Annotated in this window: 24 protein-coding genes; 20 read left to right on the forward strand and 4 right to left on the reverse strand. The window is 45.2% G+C overall.

Going from position 1 to position 26,290, the window contains the following annotated elements; translation table 11 throughout:
- The first annotated feature begins 36 nt into the window (after positions 1 to 36).
- From R7H07_RS07620 to R7H07_RS07700, 17 genes are all read left to right on the forward strand, one after another.
- Positions 37 to 792 carry an isoprenyl transferase gene (locus R7H07_RS07620; RefSeq protein WP_005380331.1) on the forward strand — a complete coding sequence of 252 codons (756 nt, stop codon included), beginning with the start codon at positions 37 to 39 and terminating at the stop codon, positions 790 to 792.
- 12 nt (positions 793 to 804) lie between these two features.
- Positions 805 to 1,647: a phosphatidate cytidylyltransferase gene (locus R7H07_RS07625; RefSeq protein WP_005385351.1), complete on the forward strand. Its 843-nt coding sequence runs from the start codon at positions 805 to 807 to the stop codon at positions 1,645 to 1,647.
- Between the two features lie 50 nt (positions 1,648 to 1,697).
- Complete coding sequence (gene ispC / locus R7H07_RS07630; RefSeq protein ID WP_005391796.1) at positions 1,698 to 2,903, forward strand: 1-deoxy-D-xylulose-5-phosphate reductoisomerase; 1,206 nt, start codon at positions 1,698 to 1,700, stop codon at positions 2,901 to 2,903.
- Complete coding sequence (rseP, locus tag R7H07_RS07635) at positions 2,903 to 4,261, forward strand: sigma E protease regulator RseP (protein ID WP_005380334.1); 1,359 nt, start codon at positions 2,903 to 2,905, stop codon at positions 4,259 to 4,261. The genes ispC and rseP overlap by 1 nt, the downstream gene beginning before the upstream one ends.
- Positions 4,262 to 4,305: 44 nt before the next feature.
- A complete protein-coding gene (gene bamA, locus R7H07_RS07640) occupies positions 4,306 to 6,720 on the forward strand; it encodes an outer membrane protein assembly factor BamA (protein ID WP_005391802.1) in 2,415 nt (804 codons plus the stop codon).
- A 13-nt stretch (positions 6,721 to 6,733) separates the two neighbouring features.
- Positions 6,734 to 7,243 carry an OmpH family outer membrane protein gene (locus R7H07_RS07645; RefSeq protein WP_005391804.1) on the forward strand — a complete coding sequence of 170 codons (510 nt, stop codon included), beginning with the start codon at positions 6,734 to 6,736 and terminating at the stop codon, positions 7,241 to 7,243.
- A gap of 6 nt (positions 7,244 to 7,249) precedes the next feature.
- Complete coding sequence (gene lpxD / locus R7H07_RS07650; RefSeq protein ID WP_005380347.1) at positions 7,250 to 8,281, forward strand: UDP-3-O-(3-hydroxymyristoyl)glucosamine N-acyltransferase; 1,032 nt, start codon at positions 7,250 to 7,252, stop codon at positions 8,279 to 8,281.
- Positions 8,282 to 8,513: 232 nt separating this feature from the next.
- Positions 8,514 to 8,966 carry a 3-hydroxyacyl-ACP dehydratase FabZ gene (gene fabZ / locus R7H07_RS07655; RefSeq protein WP_005380349.1) on the forward strand — a complete coding sequence of 151 codons (453 nt, stop codon included), beginning with the start codon at positions 8,514 to 8,516 and terminating at the stop codon, positions 8,964 to 8,966.
- Between the two features lies 1 nt (position 8,967).
- A complete protein-coding gene (gene lpxA / locus R7H07_RS07660; protein ID WP_005380357.1) occupies positions 8,968 to 9,756 on the forward strand; it encodes an acyl-ACP--UDP-N-acetylglucosamine O-acyltransferase in 789 nt (262 codons plus the stop codon).
- Positions 9,757 to 9,875: 119 nt separating this feature from the next.
- Positions 9,876 to 11,015: a lipid-A-disaccharide synthase gene (gene lpxB / locus R7H07_RS07665; RefSeq protein WP_053306717.1), complete on the forward strand. Its 1,140-nt coding sequence runs from the start codon at positions 9,876 to 9,878 to the stop codon at positions 11,013 to 11,015.
- A gap of 9 nt (positions 11,016 to 11,024) precedes the next feature.
- Positions 11,025 to 11,660 (forward strand): ribonuclease HII, encoded by a 636-nt coding sequence (gene rnhB, locus R7H07_RS07670; protein ID WP_033905509.1) that lies wholly within the window; start codon positions 11,025 to 11,027, stop codon positions 11,658 to 11,660.
- Positions 11,661 to 11,741: 81 nt separating this feature from the next.
- Positions 11,742 to 15,221, forward strand: a complete 3,480-nt coding sequence (dnaE, locus tag R7H07_RS07675) for a DNA polymerase III subunit alpha (RefSeq protein ID WP_005385364.1) — start codon at positions 11,742 to 11,744, stop codon at positions 15,219 to 15,221.
- A gap of 46 nt (positions 15,222 to 15,267) precedes the next feature.
- Positions 15,268 to 16,227, forward strand: coding sequence for an acetyl-CoA carboxylase carboxyl transferase subunit alpha (gene accA, locus R7H07_RS07680; protein ID WP_005380365.1), 960 nt, complete (start codon positions 15,268 to 15,270; stop codon positions 16,225 to 16,227).
- A gap of 107 nt (positions 16,228 to 16,334) precedes the next feature.
- Complete coding sequence (gene tilS / locus R7H07_RS07685) at positions 16,335 to 17,645, forward strand: tRNA lysidine(34) synthetase TilS (RefSeq protein WP_005391814.1); 1,311 nt, start codon at positions 16,335 to 16,337, stop codon at positions 17,643 to 17,645.
- A gap of 70 nt (positions 17,646 to 17,715) precedes the next feature.
- Positions 17,716 to 18,030, forward strand: coding sequence for a c-type cytochrome (locus tag R7H07_RS07690; RefSeq protein WP_005391816.1), 315 nt, complete (start codon positions 17,716 to 17,718; stop codon positions 18,028 to 18,030).
- A gap of 187 nt (positions 18,031 to 18,217) precedes the next feature.
- Entirely contained in the window at positions 18,218 to 18,556 is a 339-nt protein-coding gene (gene glnB / locus R7H07_RS07695; RefSeq protein WP_005380372.1) for a nitrogen regulatory protein P-II, read from the forward strand.
- Positions 18,557 to 18,696: 140 nt separating this feature from the next.
- Positions 18,697 to 19,542 carry an endonuclease/exonuclease/phosphatase family protein gene (locus R7H07_RS07700; RefSeq protein ID WP_005391818.1) on the forward strand — a complete coding sequence of 282 codons (846 nt, stop codon included), beginning with the start codon at positions 18,697 to 18,699 and terminating at the stop codon, positions 19,540 to 19,542.
- Between the two features lies 1 nt (position 19,543).
- Here R7H07_RS07700 and R7H07_RS07705 read toward each other — a convergent pair whose 3' ends face one another.
- The 3 genes from R7H07_RS07705 to gloB all read right to left on the reverse strand — a co-directional run bounded on the left by R7H07_RS07705 (position 19,544) and on the right by gloB (position 22,823).
- Positions 19,544 to 20,230 (reverse strand): YIP1 family protein, encoded by a 687-nt coding sequence (locus R7H07_RS07705; RefSeq protein ID WP_206959573.1) that lies wholly within the window; start codon positions 20,228 to 20,230, stop codon positions 19,544 to 19,546.
- The gene (locus tag R7H07_RS07710; protein WP_206959571.1) at positions 20,227 to 21,810 is read right to left on the reverse strand and encodes a LysM peptidoglycan-binding domain-containing protein; all 1,584 of its coding nucleotides are present in this window, start codon (positions 21,808 to 21,810) and stop codon (positions 20,227 to 20,229) included. Before R7H07_RS07710 ends, R7H07_RS07705 begins: the two co-directional genes overlap by 4 nt.
- Before the next feature lie 254 nt (positions 21,811 to 22,064).
- Entirely contained in the window at positions 22,065 to 22,823 is a 759-nt protein-coding gene (gloB, locus tag R7H07_RS07715) for a hydroxyacylglutathione hydrolase (RefSeq protein ID WP_005380380.1), read from the reverse strand.
- Positions 22,824 to 22,860: 37 nt separating this feature from the next.
- Between gloB and R7H07_RS07720 the strand changes: the two genes are divergently transcribed.
- Positions 22,861 to 23,607 carry a class I SAM-dependent methyltransferase gene (locus R7H07_RS07720; protein WP_005391820.1) on the forward strand — a complete coding sequence of 249 codons (747 nt, stop codon included), beginning with the start codon at positions 22,861 to 22,863 and terminating at the stop codon, positions 23,605 to 23,607.
- On the opposite strand, the gene rnhA is transcribed toward R7H07_RS07720, so the two are convergent.
- Positions 23,604 to 24,068 (reverse strand): ribonuclease HI, encoded by a 465-nt coding sequence (gene rnhA / locus R7H07_RS07725; protein WP_005380384.1) that lies wholly within the window; start codon positions 24,066 to 24,068, stop codon positions 23,604 to 23,606. The genes R7H07_RS07720 and rnhA overlap by 4 nt on opposite strands.
- Positions 24,069 to 24,127: 59 nt before the next feature.
- On the opposite strand from rnhA, the gene dnaQ reads away from it, so the two are divergent.
- Entirely contained in the window at positions 24,128 to 24,850 is a 723-nt protein-coding gene (gene dnaQ, locus R7H07_RS07730; RefSeq protein WP_005391821.1) for a DNA polymerase III subunit epsilon, read from the forward strand.
- A gap of 8 nt (positions 24,851 to 24,858) precedes the next feature.
- Positions 24,859 to 26,109: a TIGR03503 family protein gene (locus R7H07_RS07735; RefSeq protein WP_005391822.1), complete on the forward strand. Its 1,251-nt coding sequence runs from the start codon at positions 24,859 to 24,861 to the stop codon at positions 26,107 to 26,109.
- Positions 26,110 to 26,290: the final 181 nt, after the last annotated feature.

The raw sequence follows: 26,290 nt of genomic DNA on the forward strand, positions 1-26,290 counted from the left end.
TAGTCTATCCAACTGATGGAACTCAATTAACTCCCTATGCAAAATTCTCAAGCCTTCTCTGATTCCCTTCCTAAGCATATTGCCATCATTATGGACGGTAATGGCCGTTGGGCTAAGTCCAAAGGAAAACCTCGCGTATTTGGTCATAAAAAAGGCGTTAGTGCCGTTCGTAAGACCGTGGCTGCTGCTTCAAAACTAGGCATTAGAGCCATGACGCTGTTTGCTTTTAGTAGTGAAAACTGGCGTCGTCCGGAGGAAGAAGTGGGTCTTTTGATGGAACTGTTTATCACGGTCCTGTCTAGTGAAGTAAAAAAACTACACAAAAATAACTTACGCTTGCGCGTGATCGGTGATACCAGTCGATTTAGTGAGCGTCTACAAAAGAAAATTGTAGAAGCAGAAAACCTAACGGCAGATAACACGGGTATGGTGATCAACATTGCAGCCAACTATGGCGGTAAATGGGACATCACAGAAGCTGCTAAAACGTTAGCGCTAAAAGCACGTAACGGTGAAATTCGTGTAGAGGATATCAATGAGCAGCTAATCACTGAGCATTTGACCATGGCAGACCTACCGGAAGTGGATCTTTTAATTCGCACCAGTGGAGAGTGCCGCATCAGCAACTTTATGTTGTGGCAAATGGCTTATGCAGAAATGTACTTTACACCAGAGTACTGGCCAGAATTCGATGAAGACAGTTTGGTAGAAGCTGTGACTTGGTTTATCAACCGAGAACGTCGTTTTGGCTGTACAGGTGAACAAATAAAGGCATTGATGGCAGCTCAATAAGGACTAGTTAGTTTGAAACAGAGAATAATAACAGCACTAATTTTAGCTCCCCTGGTTATTTTAGGCATTTTTAAATTACCGCTAATGGGCTTTATTGCCGCTTTAACTGCAATAACGCTATTAGGTTTTTGGGAGTGGACTCAGTTTACAGGAAGCAACTCTCGCATTGCTGCCCTTGTGCCGGCAATCATTATTACCGGACTTAGTTTTCTATACATCTCGCCTGATGCATATAGCCTCAATCACTTAACGACACCTCATTATGTCGTCTTGGGTATTGGTTTTGTTTGGTGGATTATTGCTAGCTTAATGGCGATTACTTACCCCAAAACGACGAAATCTTGGCAAAGTAATTTTGTTTTACGTCATGTATTTGGTTTTCTGACATTAATCCCATTCCTTTGGAGTGTGATTATTCTCAGAGCGTATGACATCACTGTAGATCCATACCACGGCGCAAAGCTTGTGTTGTACGTTTGTTTCTTGGTATGGGCTGCAGATAGCGGCGCCTACTTTGCAGGCAAAAGCTTAGGCAAACGTAAGATGGCTCCTCATGTAAGCCCCAATAAAACTATTGAAGGGCTAATTGGTGGCATTATCACGGCATTAATCGTAGCGTGGGCATTTGCTGATTGGTTCGACATCCAGTTCACTAGCCCTGTCCATATGGTGCTGATTACGCTGGTTACTGTCGTTATTTCAGTGCTTGGTGATCTGGTTGAAAGTATGTTCAAACGTGTCTCAGGCATTAAAGACAGCAGTAACATTATCCCAGGGCACGGTGGTGTGCTAGATCGTATCGACAGCCTAACCGCAGCATTCCCAGTTTTTGCTCTTCTTTACTACGTATTCTAATTTATCAGGAGCGGCGTCGTCGCTCCTGAGCTTTCTAACGGTCTTACAACATGCAAAAGTTAACGATTCTTGGTGCTACTGGATCAATTGGTGCAAGCACGCTTAAAGTGGTCGAACAAAACCCAGATCTGTTTTCTGTCGTTGCCTTAGCGGCAAGCACTAACGTTGAAAAGATGATCGGTCTATGTCGTCAGTGGCAACCTAAATATGCGGTCATGGCAGATAAAGCTGCGGCGTCTCAACTTCAAGCTGAGCTACACTCGGTTTCGCCAGGTACCGAAGTGCTAGGTGGTACTGATGCGCTATGTCATATAGCTTCGCTGGACGAGGTCGACAGTGTAATGGCTGCTATTGTAGGAGCCGCTGGCTTATTGCCTACCATGGCTGCCGTGAAAGCAGGTAAGCGAGTCTTGTTGGCAAATAAAGAAGCACTTGTAATGTCAGGCCAGCTATTTATTGATGCTGTAGAAGAATTTGGCGCAGAGCTACTTCCCGTCGACAGTGAACACAACGCCATTTTCCAATGTTTACCACAGCAAGTGCAAACCAATCTAGGTCGTTGCAATTTACAAGAACATGGCATTTCTCATATTTTGTTGACTGGATCTGGTGGTCCTTTCCGTTACACTGACATCGCAGAACTGGAGCAGGTGACACCCGCGCAGGCGATTGCTCATCCAAACTGGTCGATGGGGCCAAAAATTTCTGTTGATTCTGCCACGATGATGAATAAAGGCCTTGAGTATATCGAAGCTAAGTGGCTATTTAATGCTGCTCGCGAACAACTGAAGGTGGTTATTCATCCTCAATCGGTAATTCATTCTATGGTTCAGTATCGTGATGGTTCGGTCTTGGCACAAATGGGAGAAGCGGATATGGCGACGCCAATTGCGCTCACCATGTCATACCCGTCAAGAGTGGAAGCTGGGGTTAAGCCGCTAGACTTCACGAAAGTTGGTGAGCTGACGTTTTTGCAGCCTGATTTTGCTCGTTACCCATGTTTAAAGCTCGCAATTGATGCCTGTTATGAAGGTCAACACGCAACAACAGCATTGAATGCAGCTAATGAAGTCGCTGTTGATGCATTTTTAAATAACAGACTAGGTTTTACCGATATTGCTCGCATCAATGAGTCTGTGTTGAATAAAATCAACGCAAGCTGCAAAGCTGAGAATGCGAATAGCTTGGAAAGCTTGCTCGAGCTAGATAGAATGGCACGAACTATTGCCCTAGAAACCATACGCGAGCGTAGCTGATGACTGGTATATTGTGGAATCTCATTTCTTTTATCGTCGCACTGGGCATTCTTGTTGCCGTGCACGAATTTGGGCATTTTTGGGTTGCTCGCCGTTGCGGCGTTAAAGTTGAAAAGTTTTCAATCGGTTTCGGCAAGTCTATTTGGAGTAAAGTAGGCAAAGACGGAACGGAGTACAGCATCTCAATGATCCCTCTCGGCGGCTATGTGAAAATGGTTGATAGCCGTGTCGATGAGGTGCCAGAACATGAGAAGCACCTAGCGTTTGATAAGAAGCCGTTATGGAAACGAACCTCTATTGTTGCGGCTGGCCCCATCTTTAATTTTCTTTTCGCAATTTTTGCCTATTGGCTGGTATTTCTAATTGGTATCCCAGCAGTTAAGCCTGTAATTGGTGAAGTTACGCCCAATTCGATTGTTGCGGAAGCTGGAATTGAATCTGGAATGGAACTTAAATCGATATCTGGTATCAAAACTCCGGATTGGGAATCAGTAAATATGGGATTGATTTCTCATATTGGCGATGATTTGATGACGGTAACACTAACGTCAGCGAATGAAGTTGGTTCAGAAGTAACGAAAACGCTCGATTTACGTGAGTGGAAGTTCGACCCAGAAACTCAGTCAGCGATGCAGTCGTTAGGTTTTGCTCCGTATACACCGGAGGTGTATCGAGTTATCGAGCAGGTCTCGCAAGGTGGAGCGGCGGAAAAAGCCGGTGTGCTTCCAGGTGATGAGGTTGTCGCAATTGGTCAACAACGCGTAACCGAATGGAAGCAAGTGGTTGAGGCGGTTCGTTCTAATCCTGATACACCGCTTGAATTGACAGTGTTACGTCAGGGTTATGAGCAAACATTGACGCTGACGCCCGGTAGCCGTGAGCTAGCTAACAAAGAAGTCGTTGGTTTTGCAGGTATTGCACCTAAAGTCGCAGAATGGCCAGAAAGTTATCGCTTCGATCTTCAGTTTGGTGTATTCGAGTCAATAGGTAAAGCAGTAGACAAAACTGGCCAAGTCATTGGTTTGACAATCAGCATGCTTAAGAAGCTGATTGTTGGAGACGTTGGTCTGAATAATCTGAGTGGACCAATATCAATAGCCAAAGGCGCAGGCGCGACAGCAGATTATGGTTTGGTCTACTTTTTAGGTTTTCTCGCTCTAATTAGTGTTAACCTAGGTATTATTAACCTCGTTCCTTTACCAATGTTGGATGGCGGTCATTTGTTGTTTTTTGCAATTGAAGCAGTCATTCGACGTCCTGTTCCTGAGAAAGTGCAGGAAATGGGCTTTAGAATTGGTGGTGCGATCATCTTCTCGCTCATGGCGTTAGCGCTATTTAATGATTTTACTCGTCTGTGATAGTTCAGAGACAAAAGCAGTAGCAAGGAATAATTAGAACAAGTATGGCGATTAAGCGAATTCTATTTGCAAGTTTACTGGCGACCAGTGTATCTGCAAATGGAGCAGAGAACTTCGTAGTTCAAGATATTGAAATCGATGGATTGCAGCGTGTAGCACTGGGTGCTGCATTGTTGAAAATGCCTGTACGTGTCGGTGATACCATTGGCCAAGGCGATGTTGCAGAAATTATCCGCGCCCTGTATGCATCTGGTAACTTTGAAGATGTGAAAGTGTTGCGTGACGGTGGTGTTCTGATGGTTCAAGTCAAAGAACGTCCTACCATTGCAAGCATCTCTTTTTCAGGTAACAAAGCAATCAAGGACGAGCAGCTACAAGAAAACCTGAACGCGTCTGGCGTTCGTGAAGGTGAAGCGCTTGACCGCACCACGCTAAGCAACATTGAAAAAGGCTTAGAAGACTTTTACTACAGCGTAGGTAAATACAACGCAACAGTAAAAGCGGTGGTGACTCCACTACCACGTAATCGTTCTGATCTTAAGTTTGTCTTTACTGAAGGTGTGTCGGCAAAAATTCAGCAAATCAACTTTATCGGTAATGAAGTGTTCAGTGATGAAGAACTGCTTTCGCGCTTTAACTTAAATGTTGATGTGCCGTGGTGGAATTTCCTTTCTGATGAAAAGTATCAAAAGCAAGTTCTTGCAGGCGATATTGAAGCACTCAAATCATTCTACCTGGATCGTGGTTACTTAAAATTTAACGTTGATTCGACACAAGTTGCAATCTCTCCTGACAAGAAAGGGGTATACATTACTCTTGGTCTAGAAGAGGGCGAGGTTTACACCGTTAAGGACGTGAAGTTCCGTGGTGATTTGATTGGCGAGGAAGCGACGTTCGAAAGACTTGTGCCATTTGAAGACAATGAGACATACAACGGCTCGTTGGTTACTTCAATGGAAGAAGGGATTAAGCGTGTGCTTGGTGAGTCCGGTTATGCTTATCCTCAAGTGAATACCATTCCAGAGTTTGACGACGAGAATCAAGAAGTTTCTTTGGTCGTTAACGTAGACCCGGGTAACCGAATTTATGTTCGTGATATTCGCTTCACGGGTAATAACTCAACCAAAGATGAAGTCCTTCGTCGTGAAATGCGTCAGATGGAAGGCAGTTGGTTGAACTCGAAATCGATTGAAACGGGTAAAACTCGTCTAAATCGTTTGGGCTACTTTGAAAATGTTGAAGTACAGACGGTTCGAGTTCCTGGTAGTGATGATCAAGTTGACCTAGTTTACTCTGTCAAAGAAGCGAACTCTGGTAGCGTTAACTTCGGTGTTGGCTACGGTACAGAATCGGGTGTGAGCTTCCAGGTTGGCCTGCAACAAGATAACTTTATTGGTAGTGGTAACCGTGTTGGTATCAACGCGATGATGAATGACTACCAGAAAAACATCAGTCTAGATTACCGTGATCCGTACTGGAACTTAGACGGTGTAAGCTTAGGTGGTAAGGTTTTCTATAACGAATTTGAAGCGAAAGAAGCCAATATCGTTGACTATACCAACGAAAGCTATGGCGCGAGCTTAACGTGGGGTTTCCCATTCGATGAGTTGAACCGTTTTGAATTCGGTGTCGGTTATACGCACAACAAGATCGGTAACTTATCGCCTTACTTACAGGTAGAGCAGTTCTTACGAGCACAAGCAGACAACATTGATTCTAGTGGAGCGTTGAACACAAACGATTTCGACTTCAATATCTCTTGGACACGTAATAACTTAAACCGTGGCTACTTCCCTACGGCAGGTAACCATCAGCGTGCATTCTATAAAATGACCGTACCTGGCTCTGACGTTCAATACTTCAAAATGCAGTACGATGTTCGTCAGTATGTGCCATTGACTAAAAAGCACGAGTTTACCCTCTTGTTCCGTGGCCGCTTAGGTTACGGTAATGGTTACGGTCAAACGGATGGCAACGATAACTTGTTCCCATTCTACGAAAACTACTACGCAGGTGGCTTTACATCGCTTCGTGGCTTTGGCTCAAACTCTGTTGGTCCTAAAGCGGTTTACCGTGATACATCTGGTTCAAACAATGGCGCAGATACAGCAACAGATGACTCTGTTGGTGGTAACGCCGTAGCGCTAGCAAGTGTTGAGTTGATTGTCCCAACACCATTTGCATCAGAAGAAGTACAAAACCAAATTCGTACCAGTATCTTCTTTGATATGGCAAGTGTTTGGGATACGGAGTTTGACTACCGCGATTCAGGTGCGGAATATGGTGACCGTTACTACTACGATTACTCAGATCCAACCAACTACCGCTCTTCTTACGGTGCGGCGTTGCAGTGGATGTCTCCAATGGGGCCACTAGTATTCTCACTAGCGAAACCAATTAAGAAATTTGATGGCGATGATGAAGAGTTCTTCACATTCACTATCGGTAGAACTTTCTAAAGAGGAAAATATTTTGAATAAAATGATCAAAGCGGCTGGGATTGGCCTTCTTGTACTGAGCTCTTCAATGTTTGCAAATGCGGCAGAAGCTGCACAGAAAATTGCTTACGTAAATACAGCTCAAGTTTTTCAAGCTCTTCCTCAACGTGAAGTTGTACTACAAAAAATGCAGAAAGACTTCAAAAGCAAAGCTGATGAACTGAAGTCAATCCAAGCACAAGCTAAAACAAAGATTGAGAAGCTACAACGTGACGGCGAGCTTTTGGGTCAAGACGAAGTTGAAAAGCTACGTATCGATATCGCGAAGCTCGACAGCGAGTACAAAGTGAAAGCACAAGCACTTGAAAAAGCAAGTGCGCGTCGTGAAGCTGAAGAAAAAGCGAAGCTTTTCAAAACGATTCAAGATGCAGTTAAGAAAGTCGCAGACAAAAATGGTTACGATCTTGTGATTGATATCTCTGCTTTGCAGTACGGCAAGCCAGAATACAATATCTCTGAAGACGTAATTAAAGCTCTAAAATAAGAAGTTATGAAGACATTAACATTAGCCGAATTGGCGACAATTACCGGGGGTGAGCTGTTTGGTGACGAGTCTCTCGTTGTAAGCCGTGTTGCTCCAATGGATAAAGCACAAGAAGGTGACGTAACCTTCTTGTCTAACCCAAAATACGCAAAACACCTTTCTGAGTGCCAAGCTACCGTTGTTATGGTAAAGGCTGAGCATAAAGATCAATGCGTTGGAAATGCGCTAGTGGTTTCAGACCCTTATGTCGCATTTGCTCGTGTGGTCCAAGCGATGGATACCACACCAAAACCGGCAGACGATATTGCACCAAGTGCTGTGATTGCCGCTGACGTTAAGATGGGTGAGAACGTTACAATCGGCGCTAACGCTGTGATTGAAACGGGCGTGGAACTCGGCGACAACGTAAGTGTTGGTGCTGGTTGTTTTATCGGTAAGAACGCCAAGCTAGGGAATAACACCAAGCTTTGGGCTAATGTCACTATCTACCATGAAGTGTCATTGGGTGATGACTGTCTCGTTCAATCGGGTACCGTCATTGGCTCTGATGGCTTCGGTTATGCGAATGACAAAGGCGAGTGGATTAAAATTCCTCAGCTTGGTTCAGTGCGTATCGGTAACCGCGTTGAGATTGGTGCTTGTACTACGATTGACCGCGGTGCACTCGAAGATACTATCATTGAAGACAATGTCATTCTGGATAACCAACTTCAAATCGCGCACAACGTGCAGATCGGATATGGTACCGTGATGCCTGGTGGTACTATTGTCGCGGGCAGTACAAAAATTGGTAAGTACTGCCAGATTGGCGGCGCGTCTGTTCTGAATGGCCATATCACTATCGCAGATGGTGTGGCTATTACAGGTATGGGCATGGTAATGCGCAGTATCGAAGAAAAAGGCCTTTACTCATCAGGTATCCCACTACAAACGAACAGAGAGTGGCGTAAGACCGCGACTCGAGTTCACCGTATTGATGAGATGAATAAGCGCCTAAAAGCGGTTGAAAAACAGCTGGAACAGAAAGAAGAAATTTAGAACAAGTTATCTTTCGCTCTGTATTTAATACGAAGGCTAACAAGCTCTAGTTCCATATTCTGTAAGAAGACTCGCGAAATGCGGGTCTTTTTCTTCTATAATGACGCGCTCTAAGTAGATTTAACTCCAAGATGGTGCGTATTTTGCTAGTATATTGCAAAGCGATTCGGCTTTACGACCTGTTGCCACGTTTGCCATCTTGGCGGCAAAAAATTGATATAGGAAGACGACTTTGACTACTGAAAAGAAAACGATGAACATCTCTGAAATTCAAGAGCTACTACCTCATCGCTACCCATTCTTATTGATCGACCGAGTGATAGACTTCCAAGAAGAGAAGTACCTTCACGCGATTAAAAACGTGTCGGTTAACGAACCTCAGTTCACAGGTCACTTTCCTCAACTACCAGTATTCCCAGGTGTTTTGATTTTAGAAGCAATGGCTCAGGCAACAGGCTTACTTGCATTTAAATCATTTGGTGCACCAACAGAAAATGAACTGTACTACTTTGCAAGCGTAGACGGCGCGAAATTCCGTAAACCAGTGGTTCCGGGCGACCAATTGGTTATTGAGGTAGAATTTCTGAAAGAACGTCGCGGCATTGCTGCATTTAGCGGTGTAGCAAAAGTTGACGGTGAAGTGGTATGTTCTGCAGAACTGAAGTGTGCTCGTCGAGAGTTTTAATATGATTCATGAAACCGCTAAAATCCACCCGGCAGCGGTGGTAGAAGAGGGCGCCAAAATTGGTGCTAACGTAACAGTAGGTCCTTTTACGTACATCACCTCTACGGTTGAAATTGGTGAAGGCACAGAAGTGATGTCTCACGTTGTGATCAAAGGTCACACAACTATTGGCAAAGATAACCGTATTTTCCCACATGCTGTCATTGGTGAAGAAAACCAAGACAAAAAATACGGTGGTGAAGACACAACTGTGGTTATCGGTGACCGTAACGTCATTCGTGAAGCGGTCCAAGTTCACCGCGGCACAGTGCAAGACAAAGCAACCACGATCATTGGTGATGACAACTTATTGTGTGTGAATGCACACGTTGCGCATGATGTTGTTATTGGTAACCACACTCATATCGGTAATAACTCGATTCTTGGTGGTCACGTTACTGTTGATGATTATGCCGGTGTGATGGCACTGTCTGCGATTCATCCGTTTTGTACAGTGGGCGCTTACGCATACATTGGCGGCTGTTCAGCTGTGGTGCAAGATGTCCCAGCTTATGTACTCGCGCAAGGTAACCACGCTACTCCATTCGGCTTGAACCTTGTTGGCTTGAAGCGTAATGGCTTTGAGAAACCAGAGATTCGTGCGCTACAAAAAGCGTATAAAGAAATCTACCGTTCAGGTAAGACGCTAGAAGAAGTGAAGCCTATTCTGGCTGAAATGGCTCAAGAGTGGCCGGCTGTGAAGCGTTTCTCAGATATTCTGGAAACGACGGAACGTGGCATTATTCGTTAATTGGCGAATGAACCAATAAATAAAAAGATCGTGACCAAATTTGAGGTTACGATCTTTTTGTGTTTTATGGATAAGGCAAACCGTTATCCATAGCGCACAGGAAAAATAGCGAAGTAGATATGGAAAGACCATTACGTATTGGCATCATTGCCGGAGAATTGTCTGGCGATACGCTAGGTGAAGGCTTTATCAAAGCAGTAAAGCAACAATATCCAGACGCAGAGTTCGTAGGCATTGGTGGTCCGAAAATGATAGCCCAAGGTTGCGAGTCTCTGTTTGATATGGAAGAGCTTGCGGTGATGGGATTAGTCGAGGTTTTAGGCCGCTTACCGAGACTTCTTAAAGTGAAAGCTGAGCTCGTTCAGTATTTTACTCAGAATCCGCCTGATGTTTTCATCGGGATCGATGCTCCTGACTTCAACTTACGCCTGGAGCTTGACCTCAAGCAAGCGGGCATTAAAACCGTTCATTACGTGAGTCCGTCTGTTTGGGCTTGGCGTCAGAAGCGCATCTTTAAAATAGAAGCGGCAACGAACTTGGTGCTAGCATTTCTTCCGTTTGAGAAAGCGTTCTACGACAAATTTAATGTACCTTGCGAGTTCATTGGTCATACCTTGGCTGATGCCATCCCACTAGAATCAGAACAAGCGCCTGCACGTGAGTTGCTTGGTTTAGAACAAGATAAAAAGTGGCTTGCTGTCCTGCCAGGCAGTCGTGGTAGCGAGTTAAAAATGCTCTCAGAGCCATTTATTGAAACCTGCAAGTTACTCCATAACAAATTTCCAGAACTGGGGTTTGTTGTCGCGCTTGTTAATCAAAAACGCCGTGAGCAGTTTGAACAAGCATGGAAAGAGCTAGCGCCAGAGTTGGACTTCAAGTTAGTTGATGACACCGCACGCAACGTCATCACCGCATCCGATGCCGTGATGTTGGCCTCCGGTACCGTAGCGTTGGAGTGTATGCTTCTCAAGCGTCCAATGGTGGTGGGTTATCGTGTGAATGCATTTACTGCTTTTTTAGCTAAACGTCTATTGAAAACGAAGTATGTGTCATTGCCGAATATCTTGGCGGATGATGAGCTCGTCAAAGAATATCTACAAGATGAGTGCACACCAGACAATTTGTTTACTGAGGTTTCTCGCTTATTGGAAAGCGACAATAAACCGATGTTAGATAAGTTTACGGAAATGCATCATTGGATTCGTAAAGATGCGGACCAACAAGCCGCAAACGCGGTTCTAAAACTGATTGAGAAATAGAGATTTATCATGGCTGTTAAACCAAAAGCGACCAAAACCAAAGTTGAACTCCCTCCGTTTGAATATCCGCAAGGTTATCAGCTTGTGGCCGGAGTCGACGAGGTCGGACGTGGCCCTTTGGTAGGAGACGTCGTCACCGCTGCGGTTATCCTTGATCCTAACAATCCTATTGAAGGGTTGAACGATTCGAAAAAATTGACCGAAAAGAAACGCATGGCGCTGCTTCCTGAAATCAAAGAAAAAGCATTGGCGTGGGCGGTCGGGCGTTGTTCTCCTGAAGAAATCGATCAACTGAATATTTTACAGGCGACTATGGTTGCGATGCAGCGTGCAGTGGCGGGGTTACAGGTTCAACCTGATTTGGTGTTGATTGATGGTAACCGGTGTCCGGAGCTGCCAATGGATGCTCAAGCTGTAGTAAAAGGCGATCTACGTGTTGCTGAAATCAGTGCGGCTTCAATTATTGCCAAAGTCGTGCGTGACCAAGAGATGGAAGAGTTGGATAAACTTCATCCACAATTTGGCTTCGCGAAGCACAAAGGTTACCCAACTAAAGTGCACTTTGAAGCGATTGAGCAACACGGAGTGATCAGTGAACACCGCAAGAGTTTCAAGCCAGTAAAAAAAGCGTTAGGCATAGAATAATCAAACGATCTAATTGGTGTTATAAACCCAACCTCTTTAGGTTAGAATCCCCAACAAAATAGAGTTACACGGTACCTGTTAATGTCAGATCCCAAATTCATCCACCTGCGTGTTCATAGTGACTTCTCGATGGTGGATGGCCTCAACAAAGTTCCGCCAATCGTAAAGAAAGTTGCTGAGCTCGGTATGCCCGCAATGGCGTTGACCGACTTTACCAACCTATGTGGTTTGGTGAAGTTTTACGGTACGGCGCATGGCAGTGGTGTTAAACCGATCATTGGTGCTGACTTTAAAATGCAGTCGGACGAGTTTGGTGAAGAGCTGACACAAGTGACTTTGCTTGCGGCGGATAATGTAGGTTATAAGAACCTGACGTTATTGATATCAAAAGCGTACTTACGTGGACATGTCCAACACCACCCAGTGATTGACAAAGCCTGGTTGGCTGAAATGTCTGAAGGCCTGATTGTATTATCCGGCGGTAAAAGCGGGGAAATTGGTCGCGGCCTTTTGAAAGGCAACCGTCAAATAGTGCAAGGGTGTGTTGATTTCTATAAACAGCATTTTCCAGATCGCTTTTATCTTGAGCTACTTCGTACCGGTCGTCCAGATGAAGAAACTTATCTTCACTTTGCGGTTGAATTGGCAGAGCAGCAAGACTTGCCAGTAGTGGCGACCAATGAAGTTGTATTCCTGAGTCCAGACCTATTTGATGCTCATGAAATACGCGTAGCGATTCACGATGGTTACACATTAGAAGATCCGCGCAGGCCAAAAAACTACAGTCCGCAGCAATATCTTCGTACAGAAGAAGAAATGTGCGAGCTGTTTGCTGATATTCCTGAAGCGTTAGAAAACAGTGTCGAGATAGCGAAGCGTTGTAACGTGACTGTGCGCTTAGGGGAGTACTTCCTACCAGCCTTCCCAACCGAAGGGATGAAAGAGACTGAGTTCCTAGTCATGAAATCCCGAGAGGGGTTGGAAGAGCGTTTAGAGTTCCTATTTCCAGATGAGGAAGAGAGAAAACGTCGCCGCCCTGAATATGATGAACGTCTTCAGATAGAGCTAGATGTTATCAACCAAATGGGATTTCCTGGTTACTTCTTGATCGTAATGGAGTTCATCCAGTGGTCAAAAGATAATGGAATTCCTGTCGGTCCTGGACGTGGTTCCGGTGCTGGTTCTTTGGTGGCTTACGCACTAAAAATCACCGATCTGGATCCACTAGAATACGACTTGCTGTTCGAACGTTTCTTGAACCCAGAACGTGTTTCGATGCCCGATTTCGACGTCGATTTCTGTATGGATAAACGTGACCAGGTTATTGACCACGTTGCGGAAATGTACGGTCGCGACGCGGTATCTCAGATCATCACGTTTGGTACCATGGCGGCAAAAGCGGTAATCCGTGACGTTGGCCGCGTATTGGGCCACCCATTTGGTTTTGTTGATCGTATTTCAAAGCTGATCCCGCCCGATCCAGGCATGACGCTAGATAAAGCGTTTAAAGCTGAACCTGCACTACCTGAATTGTATGAGGCCGATGAGGAAGTTAAAGAACTCATCGACATGTGTCATATTTTGGAAGGCTGTACGCGAAACGCCGGTAAACACGCTGGTGGTGTTGTAATTTCACCTACAACAATTACCGATTTTGCGCCAATTTATGCAGACGCTGAAGGTCACTTTCCGGTTACTCAATTTGATAAAAACGATGTTGAGACCGCTGGCCTAGTTAAGTTTGACTTCTTAGGTTTACGTACCTTAACCATTATTGACTGGGCGTTAGGGCTGATTAACCCACGCCTAGAGCGAGAAGGTAAAGAACCGGTTCAAATTGAATCCATACCGTTAGAAGACCCCGCCTCTTTCCGTTTGTTGCAAAACTCTGAAACGACAGCAGTATTCCAGCTTGAATCTCGAGGCATGAAAGAGCTGATCAAACGACTTCAGCCAGACTGTTTCGAAGACATCATCGCATTGGTAGCACTCTTCCGTCCGGGTCCTTTGCAATCGGGCATGGTAGATAACTTTATCGACCGTAAACATGGTCGAGAAGCGATCTCTTATCCAGATGAAAAGTGGCAACACGAGTCGCTAAAAGAGACGCTAGATCCAACCTACGGCATCATCCTGTACCAAGAGCAGGTAATGCAGATTGCGCAGATCTTAGCAGGTTACACGCTAGGTGGTGCGGACATGCTTCGTCGTGCAATGGGTAAGAAAAAGCCAGAAGAGATGGCAAAACAACGTGCTATCTTTGAAGAAGGTGCGATAAAGAACGGTATCGATGGCGAGTTGGCGATGAAAATCTTCGACTTGGTAGAGAAGTTCGCCGGTTATGGTTTTAACAAATCGCACTCTGCTGCTTATGCATTGGTTTCTTATCAGACTCTTTGGCTGAAAACACATTACCCTGCCGAATTTATGGCTGCGGTAATGACAGCCGATATGGATAACACGGAAAAAGTCGTTGGCTTGGTCGATGAGTGTTTCCGTATGAAGCTTACCGTGCTGCCACCAGACATCAACTCTGGCCTATATCGCTTTAATGTTGATGAAAATGGCGCAATTGTTTACGGTATTGGTGCGATAAAAGGGGTTGGTGAGGGTCCTATCGATGCGATTCTTGAGGCGAGAAATAAAGGTGGTCACTTTAAAGACCTATTTGATTTCTGTGCTCGAGTTGATCTAAAACGCGTCAATAAACGAGTGATAGAGAAGCTGATTTACGCGGGCGCGTTGGATCGACTAGGCCCACACCGTGCGGCGATGATGGCGTCACTCAATGATGCGGTAAAAGCAGCAAGTCAACATCACCAAGCTGAGGCGTTTGGTCAAACGGATATGTTTGGTGTGCTAACGGATGCACCTGAAGAAGTAGAGCATAAGTATACGCAGGTTCCGCCTTGGCCAGAAAAAGTGTGGTTAGAGGGCGAGCGTGATACCCTAGGTCTATATTTGACAGGGCACCCAATTAACGCCTACGTAAAGGAACTAAACAAATACACCAGTTGTCGACTAAAAGACGCAACGCCCACTCGCCGCGATCAATCTGTCACGGTAGCCGGCCTGGTTATTGCCGCTCGTGTAATGACGACCAAGCGTGGTACACGAATTGGTATTATGACACTGGATGACCGAAGTGGTCGTATGGAAGTGATGTTGTTCTCCGATGCGCTGGATCGATACGCTGAACTTCTCGAAAAAGACAGAATTTTGGTCGTTTCTGGACAGGTCAGCTTTGATGACTTCAACGGTGGCCTTAAAATGTCGGCGCGTGAAGTTATGGATCTCGGCAGTGCGCGCGAGAAATACGCTCGTGGTTTGTCGGTATCGATAGATGCAAATCAGATCAACGATCAGTTTTTTGAGCAGTTCAGCCGTATTTTAGAACCGCACAAAGCCGGAACCGTACCCGTCAATGTATACTACCAGCGTGCCGACGCCAGAGCGCGGTTAACATTGGGCACCGAGTGGCGAGTTACGCCAAGTGATACATTACTCGACGATTTAAAACAGTTGCTTGGCAAAAGCCAGGTAGAACTCGAATTTAACTAAAAATTCAGCGCAATATGTTAGACGCTGAGTAAACAAGGATTCATAGATGAGCCTAAACTTTCTTGAATTTGAAAAGCCAATTGCAGAACTAGAAGCGAAAATTGAAGCATTACGTGATGTCTCTCGTCACGGTGGTGATTCTGCGATTGACCTGGATAAAGAAATCGAACAGCTTGAGAAGAAAAGCTTAGAGCTGAAGAAAAAAACCTTCAGTGACCTAGGTGCATGGGAAACAGCTCAACTGGCTCGTCACCCACTACGTCCTTACACGCTGGATTACATCCAACACGCTTTTGAGGAGTTTGATGAATTAGCGGGTGACCGCGCGTTTGCAGACGACAAAGCGATTGTGGGTGGCATGGCTCGCCTTGAAGGCCGCCCTGTGATGATCATTGGTCACCAAAAAGGTCGTGAGACCAAAGAAAAGGTGAAACGTAACTTTGGTATGCCGAAACCAGAAGGTTACCGTAAAGCGCTACGTTTGATGGAAATGGCAGAGCGTTTCAACATGCCGATTATCACATTTATCGACACGGCTGGCGCGTATCCAGGTGTGGGCGCAGAAGAGCGTGGTCAATCTGAAGCTATCGCGAAAAACCTAAAAGTGATGTCTGGTCTTAAAGTGCCAGTAATCTGTAACGTTGTTGGTGAAGGCGGTTCTGGTGGTGCACTAGCAATCGGTGTAGGCGACTACGTGAACATGCTTCAGTACTCTACGTACTCAGTAATTTCTCCTGAGGGTTGTGCTTCAATCTTATGGCGTGATTCAGACAAAGCGCCACAAGCGGCAGAGGCAATGGGTCTAACTGCTCCGCGTCTTAAAGAGCTTGAACTGATCGACGAAATCATTGAAGAGCCACTAGGCGGCGCTCATCGCGATCATGTTCAAATGGCAGCGAATATGAAAGCGACACTACTTCGTCAGCTAGAAGATCTAGAACAATTGGATGAAGAGACGCTACGTGAGCGTCGTTACCAGCGTCTAATGAGCTACGGTTACTGTTAATTTCGGTGATTGCTATTAAGCGTTAGCTGATATCTCAAGTGATAACAGTTAAAATAGAAAGGGTTGGATGAGAGTCCAGCCCTTTTTTTGTACCTATCGGATCGCTTATGGAATCGCTTTACCCGCATTTTGCTCAAGTTCTCGGCCGCTACTATCAATTAGGCACTAAGGTTGTCTTGGCGTTTAGCGGAGGAGTGGATTCACGTCTTTTACTCGAATTACTCAGTCGCTACCAACAAGCGCACTCTGTAGAGTGTCACGCTGTGTATGTGCACCATGGTTTAAGCTCGAATGCCGATAATTGGGCCGATAAATGCTTACTTTGGGCACAACAAGTGGGGATATCGTGCTCGATCGAGCGAGTGAGCTTAGACATCAGCAATGGTGAAAGTATTGAACTTCTTGCTCGTGAAGCTCGCTACCAAGCCTTAACTAAGTACATTCAAGAAGGCGATATACTGTTGACTGGTCAACATGCCGACGATCAAATAGAGACTTTTCTCCTTGCGCTTAAGCGCGGCAGCGGGCCTAAAGGGTTATCTTCGATGGCGGAGAGTATGCCGTTTTCTTGCGGATCTCTAGTTCGACCATTGCTTACTATCAAGCGGAAGACCATCGAAGAAGCCGCTACTAAATTAGGCTTGGAGTGGGTGGAAGACGAAAGCAATCAAGATACCCGTTATGATCGTAACTTTCTTCGTCATTGTGTTATTCCTGAATTGTCTGGTCGCTGGCCGAGTATCCATCAAGCGGTTCAGCGCAGTGCAAGTTTATGTGCTCAACAAGAAGCGCTATTGGATGAACTATTGAGCGCGGTGTTTGAACGCGCTTTACAAACGGATCTTAGTTTGAGTATTGAAGAACTGGCTAAGCACAGTGGATTAGCGCGTGCGCGCTTGATTCGTATGTGGCTGGCTAAGCTTAATACTAGTATGCCGACTCAGGTACAACTCAATCTTATCTGGAATGAAGTCGCATTAGCTCAGCAAGATGCCAACCCCAAACTACAACTTAAACAAGGTGAAGTGCGCCGTTTTCGAAATCGTCTCTATTGGGTAACGGAAATGGCTGATGTCACTGAGTGGCAAAGTACGATTCAAGTTGATGCGACTTTGTCGCTGCCTGAGCGGCTAGGGGAGCTGATCTTAACGACGAGTTCTAGCAACGCAACGATTGCGCTACCGAGTCAGCCAGAGTTGCTTCGCGTGACCTTCAATCCGGAAGGCTTATCAGCGCATCCAACCACGCGTAATCACAGTCGAAAACTGAAGAAGTTATTCCAAGAATACAATGTGCCAAGCTGGCTGCGTCGTCAAATTCCGATTTTAATGTGCCAAGACCGAGTCGTTGCTGTGGCAGATCTGTTCGTTGATCAGGCGTTTAATGGTCAAGATTGTGAACTTATTTGGCGCAGGTAATGAAAATTCATGCCACAATGTCGATTATAAAATATAAAAATCCTTAAATAATAATTGATTAGGTGAAGCAATGAAGAAAACAATCATGGGTGCAATGGTGGCGTTAACCATGTTTAGTGGGCAAGCTCTAGCTGCGGGAGATGCTACAGCAGGTCAAGCAAAGTCGGGAGTATGCGCGGCGTGTCATGGCGCTGATGGTATTGCTGTCATTCCGGGTTACCCAAATCTGAAAGGGCAAAATGAGCAATATATTATCAGTTCAATTAAAGCTTATAAAAATAAAGAGCGAACAGGTGGGCTTGCTGCTGTGATGCAAGCTCAAGCTTCATTGTTGTCTGATGAAGATATCGCTAACCTAGCGGCTTACTACGCAAGTTTGAAGTAAACGCGAGTCTGAAAAAGCTTGGACGATTGGGCATTGAGCAGTCCTCACTGGGGTTTTATCAACTCACGATATTCGCTATGTTAATTTGCTCAATCTGGATTTTCGCTGGTGGATCAGAGACAAACATTGAATGTTGCGAAACGCTAAACGATAATAAGCGCAATCGATTGAAGCTTAAGGGATGAACATGAAAAAAATTGAAGCGATTATCAAGCCATTTAAACTGGATGATGTTCGAGAAGCGCTAGCTGAAGTTGGCATTACAGGGATGACCGTCTCTGAAGTGAAAGGTTTTGGTCGCCAAAAAGGTCACACAGAGCTTTACCGTGGTGCAGAGTATATGGTGGACTTTCTACCTAAAGTGAAGCTCGAAATCGTTGTAACGGAAGATGTGGCTGATAAATGCGTAGAGACAATCATTGAAACCGCGCAAACTGGTAAGATTGGTGATGGTAAAATATTCGTCACTGATATTGAGCGTGTGGTTCGTATTCGTACTGGTGAAGAAGACGAAGACGCGATCTAAGGTTTCTTGTCACCTGTTTCGTATTTATTATGCTAAAAGGGAGCCAAGTGGCTCCTTTTTTGTTGTTTGCTTATTAGTGAAATCATTTAACCCGAGATTGGTTGTTCTAGATTTCGGGTGCCTACATTCAGGTTTGTCGTATGTTCAAGCGTTTTTTTCTGGCGTTAGCTTTTCTTATTATGGCGGTATTGGTCGGCTTCCAGGTTATTTTCACCGTACCAGATCAGCCGCAAATCATTACTCAAAGAGGCTCAGAGTTGACGCAGGATATTAGGTGTATCGAATTTAGCGGCTCAAAAGCTCTGGATCAGGGCGGTGAAATCAATGTACTTGTCTGGAATATCTACAAACAGAACCGAACGAATTGGCAAAGTGCACTCAATGAATTCTCTGCTGATAAGCAGCTGCTGTTATTGCAAGAAGCCAGCATGACACCATCATTTAAACAGTGGTTGGTGGATGGTCGCTGGGTTAGTAATCAAGTGAGTGCTTTTAAGGCGCTGGGTAGCGGTGCCGGTGTAATTAGTATTGCTCAAGGGCAACCAGAAAAAGCCTGCGCTTACACCTCTAAAGAGCCGTGGCTTCGCTTACCTAAGTCTGCATTATATAGCCAGTATCACTTGAGTAATGGCGAGAAACTCGCAGTGGTGAATGTACATGCGATTAACTTCACCGTAGGTACAAAAGAGTATATATCTCAGTTAACGGCGCTTGAAATGCTTTTAAAGCATCATGTGGGGCCAATTCTATTTGCTGGAGACTTCAATAGCTGGAGTAAATCTCGCGTTAATGCGATGAGGCAGGCCTTAAAGGCTGCGGACTTACAAGAGGTGACGTTCTTGCCGGATCATCGAGTCCAATTTATAACAGGGTTACCACTGGACCATGTGTTTTACCGAGGTCTGACGCTTAAGTACGCAAAAGCGCCGCAGAGCGACGCTTCCGATCATAACCCATTGTTATTGTCATTTACGTTAAATGACTAGCTTAGGTTACCACAATATAAAGTGCCCAAATAACGTAGAAGAATACCCATGGCAGGCTTGCAATCACCAAAGCTTGGCCACGTTCAAACTCCGTCCACGTCAGTACAACGCCGTAGCCGAGCACAATGTACCAAGGCAGAAGCAAAGGTAACGAGCTAGCGAAATGAGACCATTCGTTAGTAAGAGGCAGCTTTAATAGACCATTGAGGCTATTTAAATCGGCAGCGTAAGTCATTACCTGACCATGCTTGAGTAGCAAGCTCGCGTAACTTGCTACATCGCCCAATACTGCTGGGAATAAGATAACACACGATGCGGCAAACCATTTCCAGTAACCGTATTGTTGTTTGCTTGCCTTTGTTGCAAGAAAGAACCAAAGCGCGAGCAATAGTAAGGTGGCAAAGCGGTTGAATACATCATTGATGATCGCGCTTGCCATTAGCGTGTTTGGTTCTAATAGCTCAATCTGCTTCGGGTCGATTTGCTGAAATTGCGCAGCAAGTTGGTCACTGAGCCACGTGAAATCGACATTCGAAAAGTAAGCACCCCAGAATAAAAACGGACTAAGCATCAGGAAGATGAACGGTTGCCATCCCCATCCACCGCGTTGATAAAGCGCGAGAAAACAAGATGTTGGAGAACGAAAAATGTCCAACAGCATCACAAGTGGATTGCTTGATGGGTTCATACACTTACCTTCGTTACGTCAACGTACAACTTAAGCTTTTGACCTGGTTGTAAGTATTTTTTCTTGTGTAGCGAGTTCCATTTCACGATGTCGTTCGTTTTTACTTTGAACTTGCTTGCAATGCCGCTAATGGTGTCGCCAGAGCGAACGTTGTAGAAAACGGTACGGATCACAGAACCTTTGTCTGAGTCCTTCCATATCACTAGCTTTTGACCCACACGCAATGGATCTTTAGGGCTCATACCATTCCATTTAGCTAACGATTTATACGACACTTTATTGTTACGTGCGATTGACCACAAACTTTCTCCAGACTGAACGACATGGGTGAGCTTGAGTTGACCACGAGCACTAGATTGAGTCTTGTTTAATCGGTTTTGTGCCGTTAATGCGTATTTTGCATCGTCTTTTGTTGATGTCGGAATCAACAGGTATTGACCAATACGAATATTGTTATTCGATAGGCCGTTGGCACGTCGAATGACTTTCGTGGTTGTGCCGTATTTATTAGCTAGCACGCTTAAAGAGTCGCCAGATTTCACCTTGTAGCGAGCGACCTTCATCCCTTTACCGCGATTTTTCTCCACCTTGGTGAGAAAAGTCTCTTTTTTCTCTACGGGAATCAAAAGTTGGTGCGGCCCCTCAGGCGCTGTCGACCACTGGTTGTATGCTGGGTTGTAACTCTGCAACTCTTTTACGCTAATGCCGGCATAATCTGCGGCAATAGCCAGATCTAACTGCTCTTCTGGATCAACAAGCGTTAGAACAGGCTTGTTTGGAATTGCAGGAATATTAAGTCCGTACTTGTCTTGGTTTGCGATAACGTCAGCCAAGGCCAATAGCTTAGGAACGTAACTACTGGTCTCTTTTGGTAAGTCTAATGAGAAGAAATCGATAGGTTTACCGAGCTTTTTATTCTTACGAATTGCGCTAGAAACACGGCCACCACCGCTGTTATAAGCGGCGATTGCATGTTCCCAGTTACCATCAAAACGCTCGTTTAGTTGTACTAGGTAGTCCAGCGCTGCATCCGTTGCTGCTGCCACATCTCTGCGACCGTCATACCAGTAGTTTTGCTCTAGTCCCATCATTTTTCCGGTGCCAGGGACAAATTGCCACAACCCAGCCGCGCTACCATGTGAGTAGGCAAAGGCATCGAATGAACTTTCCACTACAGGAAGTAATGCAAGCTCCATTGGGAGTCCGCGCTCTTCGATACGTTTTGTGATCATGTATAGAAAAGGGGTAGCACGCTTAGATACCGTGTAAAGGTGATTTGGGTGCTTTAAATACCACGTACGGTAGTAGTCCACTTTCTTGTGGTTTGGGATATCCATGTCCAGCTGCATGGCGATACGTTGCCACACATCTTCTTGTTCTTGGGGGGAGAGAACTTTAGGCGCGTCGTTAGCGGATTTTTTTGCTAGTGACGATTTATTGCCCGGTTGAGCTTTTACTGCATTTTGCTTTGCAGTCTGCTCAGATTTATTGGTTTCTGGTGTAGAAGACGTTGAATCTGACTGAGTCAATTGACAGCCAGATAATAACAACGCCAACGCCCAAGTATACTTCAAACGCATGGATTCAGCCTATTTAGGGCCTGTTTATCTTCACCTGCCTGTCGCGCAACGTAATGTGCGTGGCAGTCGCAAGATAATAGACATCTTTTAAACACTAACTAATTTATAGAGGCAAAGAGCTTCTAATTATGCAATGGGGAGAAATTCAAATAGATTTATATCAACCCCAAACGTAAGAGAAGCGCCAGTGGCGCTTCTCGAAAAATCAGTCCCTGATAATACTGGGGTCTTGCAAACTTACAAGCAGAAAATGGTTAAAATTCGTTCTTCCACTCGCGTAAAGCAGTAAAAACCGAGCATGGATCGCTATTTTTAATGCGACTAGCAACAGATTGAACCACGTCAGGGTTAGAGGTTCGCAAGAACGGATTAATCCACTTTTCTTTGCGTATTGTTGTTGGAAGTGTCGGAATGTTGAGTGCTCGCAGTCGGTTTACATCGTCGCGATATTGGCGAAGTTGCTCATTGTCAGGTTCAACCGCTAGAGCAAACGCCACGTTACTCGCCGTGTATTCATGTGCGCAGAAGACTTGAGTTTCTTCTGGTAGAGACGTTAGTTTGCTCAGTGATTCAAACATTTGCTCAGGCGTACCTTCAAAAATACGACCGCAGCCAGCAGAAAAGAGCACATCACCGCAAAACAGTTTTCCGTCCCCAACGTAACCGATATGGCCCAAAGTATGACCGGGTAACCCAAGTACTAAGAAAATCTCACCAAACAACTCTAGCTTGTCGCCTTCTTCCATTGGTGTCGTTAGGGTTGGAATTGGCTCTGATTTTGGGCCCACAACGGCGACGTTAGGAAATGCACGCACTAAGTCTGGAACGCCACCAATGTGATCGTTGTGGTGGTGCGTAATTAAAATCGCTTCTAAAGTTAATTCGTTAGCCTGCAGAAATTCTAATACTGGCTTCGCATCGCCCGGATCAACGACTGCGCAGCGCTTATCGCTATTTTGTATCAGCCAGATGTAATTATCATTAAATGCGGGTATGCTTTTGATCTCTAACACGATTCGTTCTCCGTCACCCATTTTAGTCAGGTGGTTAATGAAACCAGCACTCAGCAACAAAACTATACCACACCCGTCGACTTGGTCAGCAATGAACAACGGTCCGTGGGTGCTTGAGTCAATCCAGACCCGACTTGATGAATGGTGCCCGAAACTCTTCGGCTACCATATGCTCAAACTGGGCGGGTTGAGCTGTGAGCTAACCAGCTGTAATTGTAACATTCAACACCAAGTCAACGTAGATATCCAGAACCCGTTGCATAATGTGATTGCAGATGGTTACGAATTACCCTTTTTGGAAAAAAGCTTTGATGTTGTGATACTCGCTCATCAGCTCGACTATGCAAGCGATCCACACCGTTTGTTGCGTGAAGTCGATAGAGTGATGATGGATGATGGCTATGTAATTATTACTGGATTCAACCCATTAAGCTTGACTGGATTAGCGAGTTTGCTTCCATGGCGTAAACATAATTTGCCTTGGAGTGGACGAATGTTTACGTCGAGCCGCATCAAAGATTGGTTAGGGTTACTTAATTATCAAGTGATTCATTGTGATCGTTATGCGCTGTTTCCGATGAAACGTTACCGTACGATGTGGACATGGTTGGAAAATAGTCTTGGTGATTGGGCATCACCCGCTGGGAGTTTGTATTACATAGTCGCGCGGAAACGGACATACCCTCTCAAGCCTATCAAACCGCATTGGCGCTTGAAGAAAAAGCTCACACCACTTGGGGTGATGAATCGAGAGGGTAACACTATGAGGAAAGAATCTCGCTAAGAGGGTTGGTAACCTGTATCTTCCTCAGTTGGGTTTTCTGCAGCAGTACGGGCTAGCTCATCACACATTTCGTTCTCACGATGGCCTGCGTGGCCTTTTACCCAATGCCATTCAACTTGATGGCGTGCGGTTTCTTTGTCTAGAGCTTGCCATAAATCGGCATTCTTCACGGGTTTTTTATCCGCTGTTTTCCAACCACGCTTCTTCCAGTTATGGATCCACTGAGTAATACCTTGGCGCACATATTGGCTGTCAGTCGTTAAAGTGACTTTACAAGGTTGTTTTAACGTCTGTAGCGCGACGACAGCCGCCAACATTTCCATGCGGTTGTTGGTAGTTAACGTATAGCCTTTGGAAAGTGTCTTTTCTACGTCTTTGTAACGCAATACTATGCCGTAACCACCTGGTCCTGGGTTACCTAAACAAGAACCGTCAGTGAAAATCTCAACGTGTTTGGTCATATTTTTTGGTACTATTAGCCGAAACATTTAATAAAGCATAGTCTGACATACATAACCTTATGAATACCAGCAGCAATTCTGAATATAACCGCATTGTCGTTCTCGATACCGAAACCACAGGTATGAACCGCGAGGGTGGTCCTCACTACATGGGACACCGCATTATTGAAATCGGTGCCGTGGAGATCATCAACCGTAAGCTGACTGGTCGTCACTTCCACGTTTATTTAAAACCCGATCGTGAAATCCAACCAGAAGCGGTTGAAGTTCACGGTATTACGGATGAATTCTTGGTTGATAAACCGGAATACGCGAGCGTGCACCAAGAGTTTCTTGAGTTTATTAAAGGCGCAGAACTTGTTGCCCACAACGCGCCCTTCGATACCGGATTTATGGATTACGAGTTTGGCATGCTCGATTCTAACATCGGCAAAACGGACGACTACTGCAAGGTGACCGACACCCTTGCAATGGCGAAGAAAATCTTCCCTGGCAAGCGAAACAACCTTGATATCTTATGTGAACGTTACGGTATTGATAACTCGCACCGTACACTCCACGGAGCTTTGCTCGATGCGGAGATTCTAGCCGACGTTTACCTCTTTATGACGGGTGGTCAAACGAGTCTAGAATTTAACGCGAATAAACAAGAGGGTGGAGTAGAAACCATTCGTCGTATTGAAGGAAGAAAAGCGCTAAAGGTTTTGCGCGCAAGTGCCGATGAACTAGAAGCTCACCAAAAAAGATTAGAGTTGGTGAACGACTGTATTTGGCATCAATAGGAGAAGCTATGTTGAGGGCTTTGTTGGTCGCGTTTTTAGCGATATGGAGTAGTCTCTCGAGTGCTGCGAGTGAATCTACAATGTCTTTGTTAGACAATCGCTTTCGAGTTGATCCAACCATCGAGCAGATCACGTTTTTGGTTTATCGTGAGCAAAGTTCTCAGCCAGTTGTTTTAGTCCGTCCTGACGGTAAAAAATACTATGCTTGGGGCTCTTACGACAATGTACGTTGGTATCAAGAAGCCTCACTCGATATTATTTCCGTTGATAACCCTATGCCAGGTCCATGGCAGGCTGTGGGGAAAGTTACGCCTAAAAATAACATCCGCTTAATTTCTCACCTAAAGCTCAGTACGGATCTGTTCCCAAACCGATTATATAATGGGGAAGCGCTTAAGTTTACAGCTCGCCTGACCTCCGACGGCAAACCTCTTGTACTGCGCGACTTCCTTGATCGCGTGAATCTGCGCGTGACATTTACCAAGTTTGTCGAAAATGAAGATGAGCTGATCAAAGAAGCACGTCCAGTGCCGATGGTTGTGGGTGAGTTTTCTGATGACGGCCGAGGCTTGGATGAAAAAGCAGGGGATGGTGTGTTTACGGTTCAGCTCCCAATAGACGTTGAGCCTGGTAAGTACCGCGCGCGCATCACGTCTGGCAATGGCGTATTCTTACGAGCGCAAGAACAAGTCATCTTGGTTTATCCGAACCCAATCTCTCGTACTTTTATTCAGGCTCGTAATCCCGATAAGCCACACCAATTAGTGGTGAGTGGCGAGCAAGGTATGATTGCACCAGGCTCTATTGCAGTCACAGTGAAAAAGGACGCTCCCGATGGTTTCATTAGTTACCGCCAAGGACAGGTCTCTAAAGATGGAATGAGAGTTACGTTGAACCTCAATAACGATGCTGAGCTTGGTAAGTACGCATGGCGCGGCGAGATCTTTGCCACTGATTTTGCAACCCAGCGTCCGTTGGTGTTTCCTATTCCAGAGCAAACCTTCAGTGTTGTTGATGAAGTTGATCTAGAAGCTGCTCGAATTGCAAAAGAAGCTGAATTAGCCGAGCAGCGCCGTATTGAAATGGAAAAGCAAATTATCGCTGAGCGGGAGGCTGAGCGTAAGCGCAGCATGATTATTATCGCGGTGGGTAACGTGATAATGCTGCTGATTGTGATCATTGGATGGATAGTCTGGCGCAAAATTAAAGCGAAGCGCGATGCCATGCCAGAGATGCAATTAGAAGTACCAAAGAAATAGTAGTAACACACACATAAAGCGAGAAACGGAGCCAATCGGCTCCGTTTTTTTCAAGTTACCAAATTGGAAGAAGAAAAATGGATAAATTATGAATATTTAAGTTTACTGTACTCAAATATATGTTTGGGATTTTATATAAATAATATATCATTTTTACTTTCTAAATTGGTTGCATTTTTAA

The sequence above is a fragment of the Vibrio sp. Vb1127 genome (assembly GCF_033338735.1).
GTDB classification, from domain to species: Bacteria; Pseudomonadota; Gammaproteobacteria; order Enterobacterales; family Vibrionaceae; genus Vibrio; species Vibrio alginolyticus.

Coding starts and splice junctions, on each gene's coding strand:
- R7H07_RS07620 (WP_005380331.1), top strand. CDS start 37: ATGCAAAATTCTCAAGCCTTCTCTGATTCCCTTCCTAAGCATATTGCC.
- ispC (WP_005391796.1), top strand. CDS start 1,698: ATGCAAAAGTTAACGATTCTTGGTGCTACTGGATCAATTGGTGCAAGC.
- rseP (WP_005380334.1), top strand. CDS start 2,903: ATGACTGGTATATTGTGGAATCTCATTTCTTTTATCGTCGCACTGGGC.
- bamA (WP_005391802.1), top strand. CDS start 4,306: ATGGCGATTAAGCGAATTCTATTTGCAAGTTTACTGGCGACCAGTGTA.
- lpxD (WP_005380347.1), top strand. CDS start 7,250: ATGAAGACATTAACATTAGCCGAATTGGCGACAATTACCGGGGGTGAG.
- lpxA (WP_005380357.1), top strand. CDS start 8,968: ATGATTCATGAAACCGCTAAAATCCACCCGGCAGCGGTGGTAGAAGAG.
- lpxB (WP_053306717.1), top strand. CDS start 9,876: ATGGAAAGACCATTACGTATTGGCATCATTGCCGGAGAATTGTCTGGC.
- rnhB (WP_033905509.1), top strand. CDS start 11,025: ATGGCTGTTAAACCAAAAGCGACCAAAACCAAAGTTGAACTCCCTCCG.
- dnaE (WP_005385364.1), top strand. CDS start 11,742: ATGTCAGATCCCAAATTCATCCACCTGCGTGTTCATAGTGACTTCTCG.
- accA (WP_005380365.1), top strand. CDS start 15,268: ATGAGCCTAAACTTTCTTGAATTTGAAAAGCCAATTGCAGAACTAGAA.
- tilS (WP_005391814.1), top strand. CDS start 16,335: ATGGAATCGCTTTACCCGCATTTTGCTCAAGTTCTCGGCCGCTACTAT.
- R7H07_RS07690 (WP_005391816.1), top strand. CDS start 17,716: ATGAAGAAAACAATCATGGGTGCAATGGTGGCGTTAACCATGTTTAGT.
- glnB (WP_005380372.1), top strand. CDS start 18,218: ATGAAAAAAATTGAAGCGATTATCAAGCCATTTAAACTGGATGATGTT.
- R7H07_RS07700 (WP_005391818.1), top strand. CDS start 18,697: ATGTTCAAGCGTTTTTTTCTGGCGTTAGCTTTTCTTATTATGGCGGTA.
- R7H07_RS07705 (WP_206959573.1), bottom strand. CDS start 20,230: ATGAACCCATCAAGCAATCCACTTGTGATGCTGTTGGACATTTTTCGT.
- R7H07_RS07710 (WP_206959571.1), bottom strand. CDS start 21,810: ATGCGTTTGAAGTATACTTGGGCGTTGGCGTTGTTATTATCTGGCTGT.
- R7H07_RS07720 (WP_005391820.1), top strand. CDS start 22,861: ATGAAACCAGCACTCAGCAACAAAACTATACCACACCCGTCGACTTGG.
- rnhA (WP_005380384.1), bottom strand. CDS start 24,068: ATGACCAAACACGTTGAGATTTTCACTGACGGTTCTTGTTTAGGTAAC.
- dnaQ (WP_005391821.1), top strand. CDS start 24,128: ATGAATACCAGCAGCAATTCTGAATATAACCGCATTGTCGTTCTCGAT.
- R7H07_RS07735 (WP_005391822.1), top strand. CDS start 24,859: ATGTTGAGGGCTTTGTTGGTCGCGTTTTTAGCGATATGGAGTAGTCTC.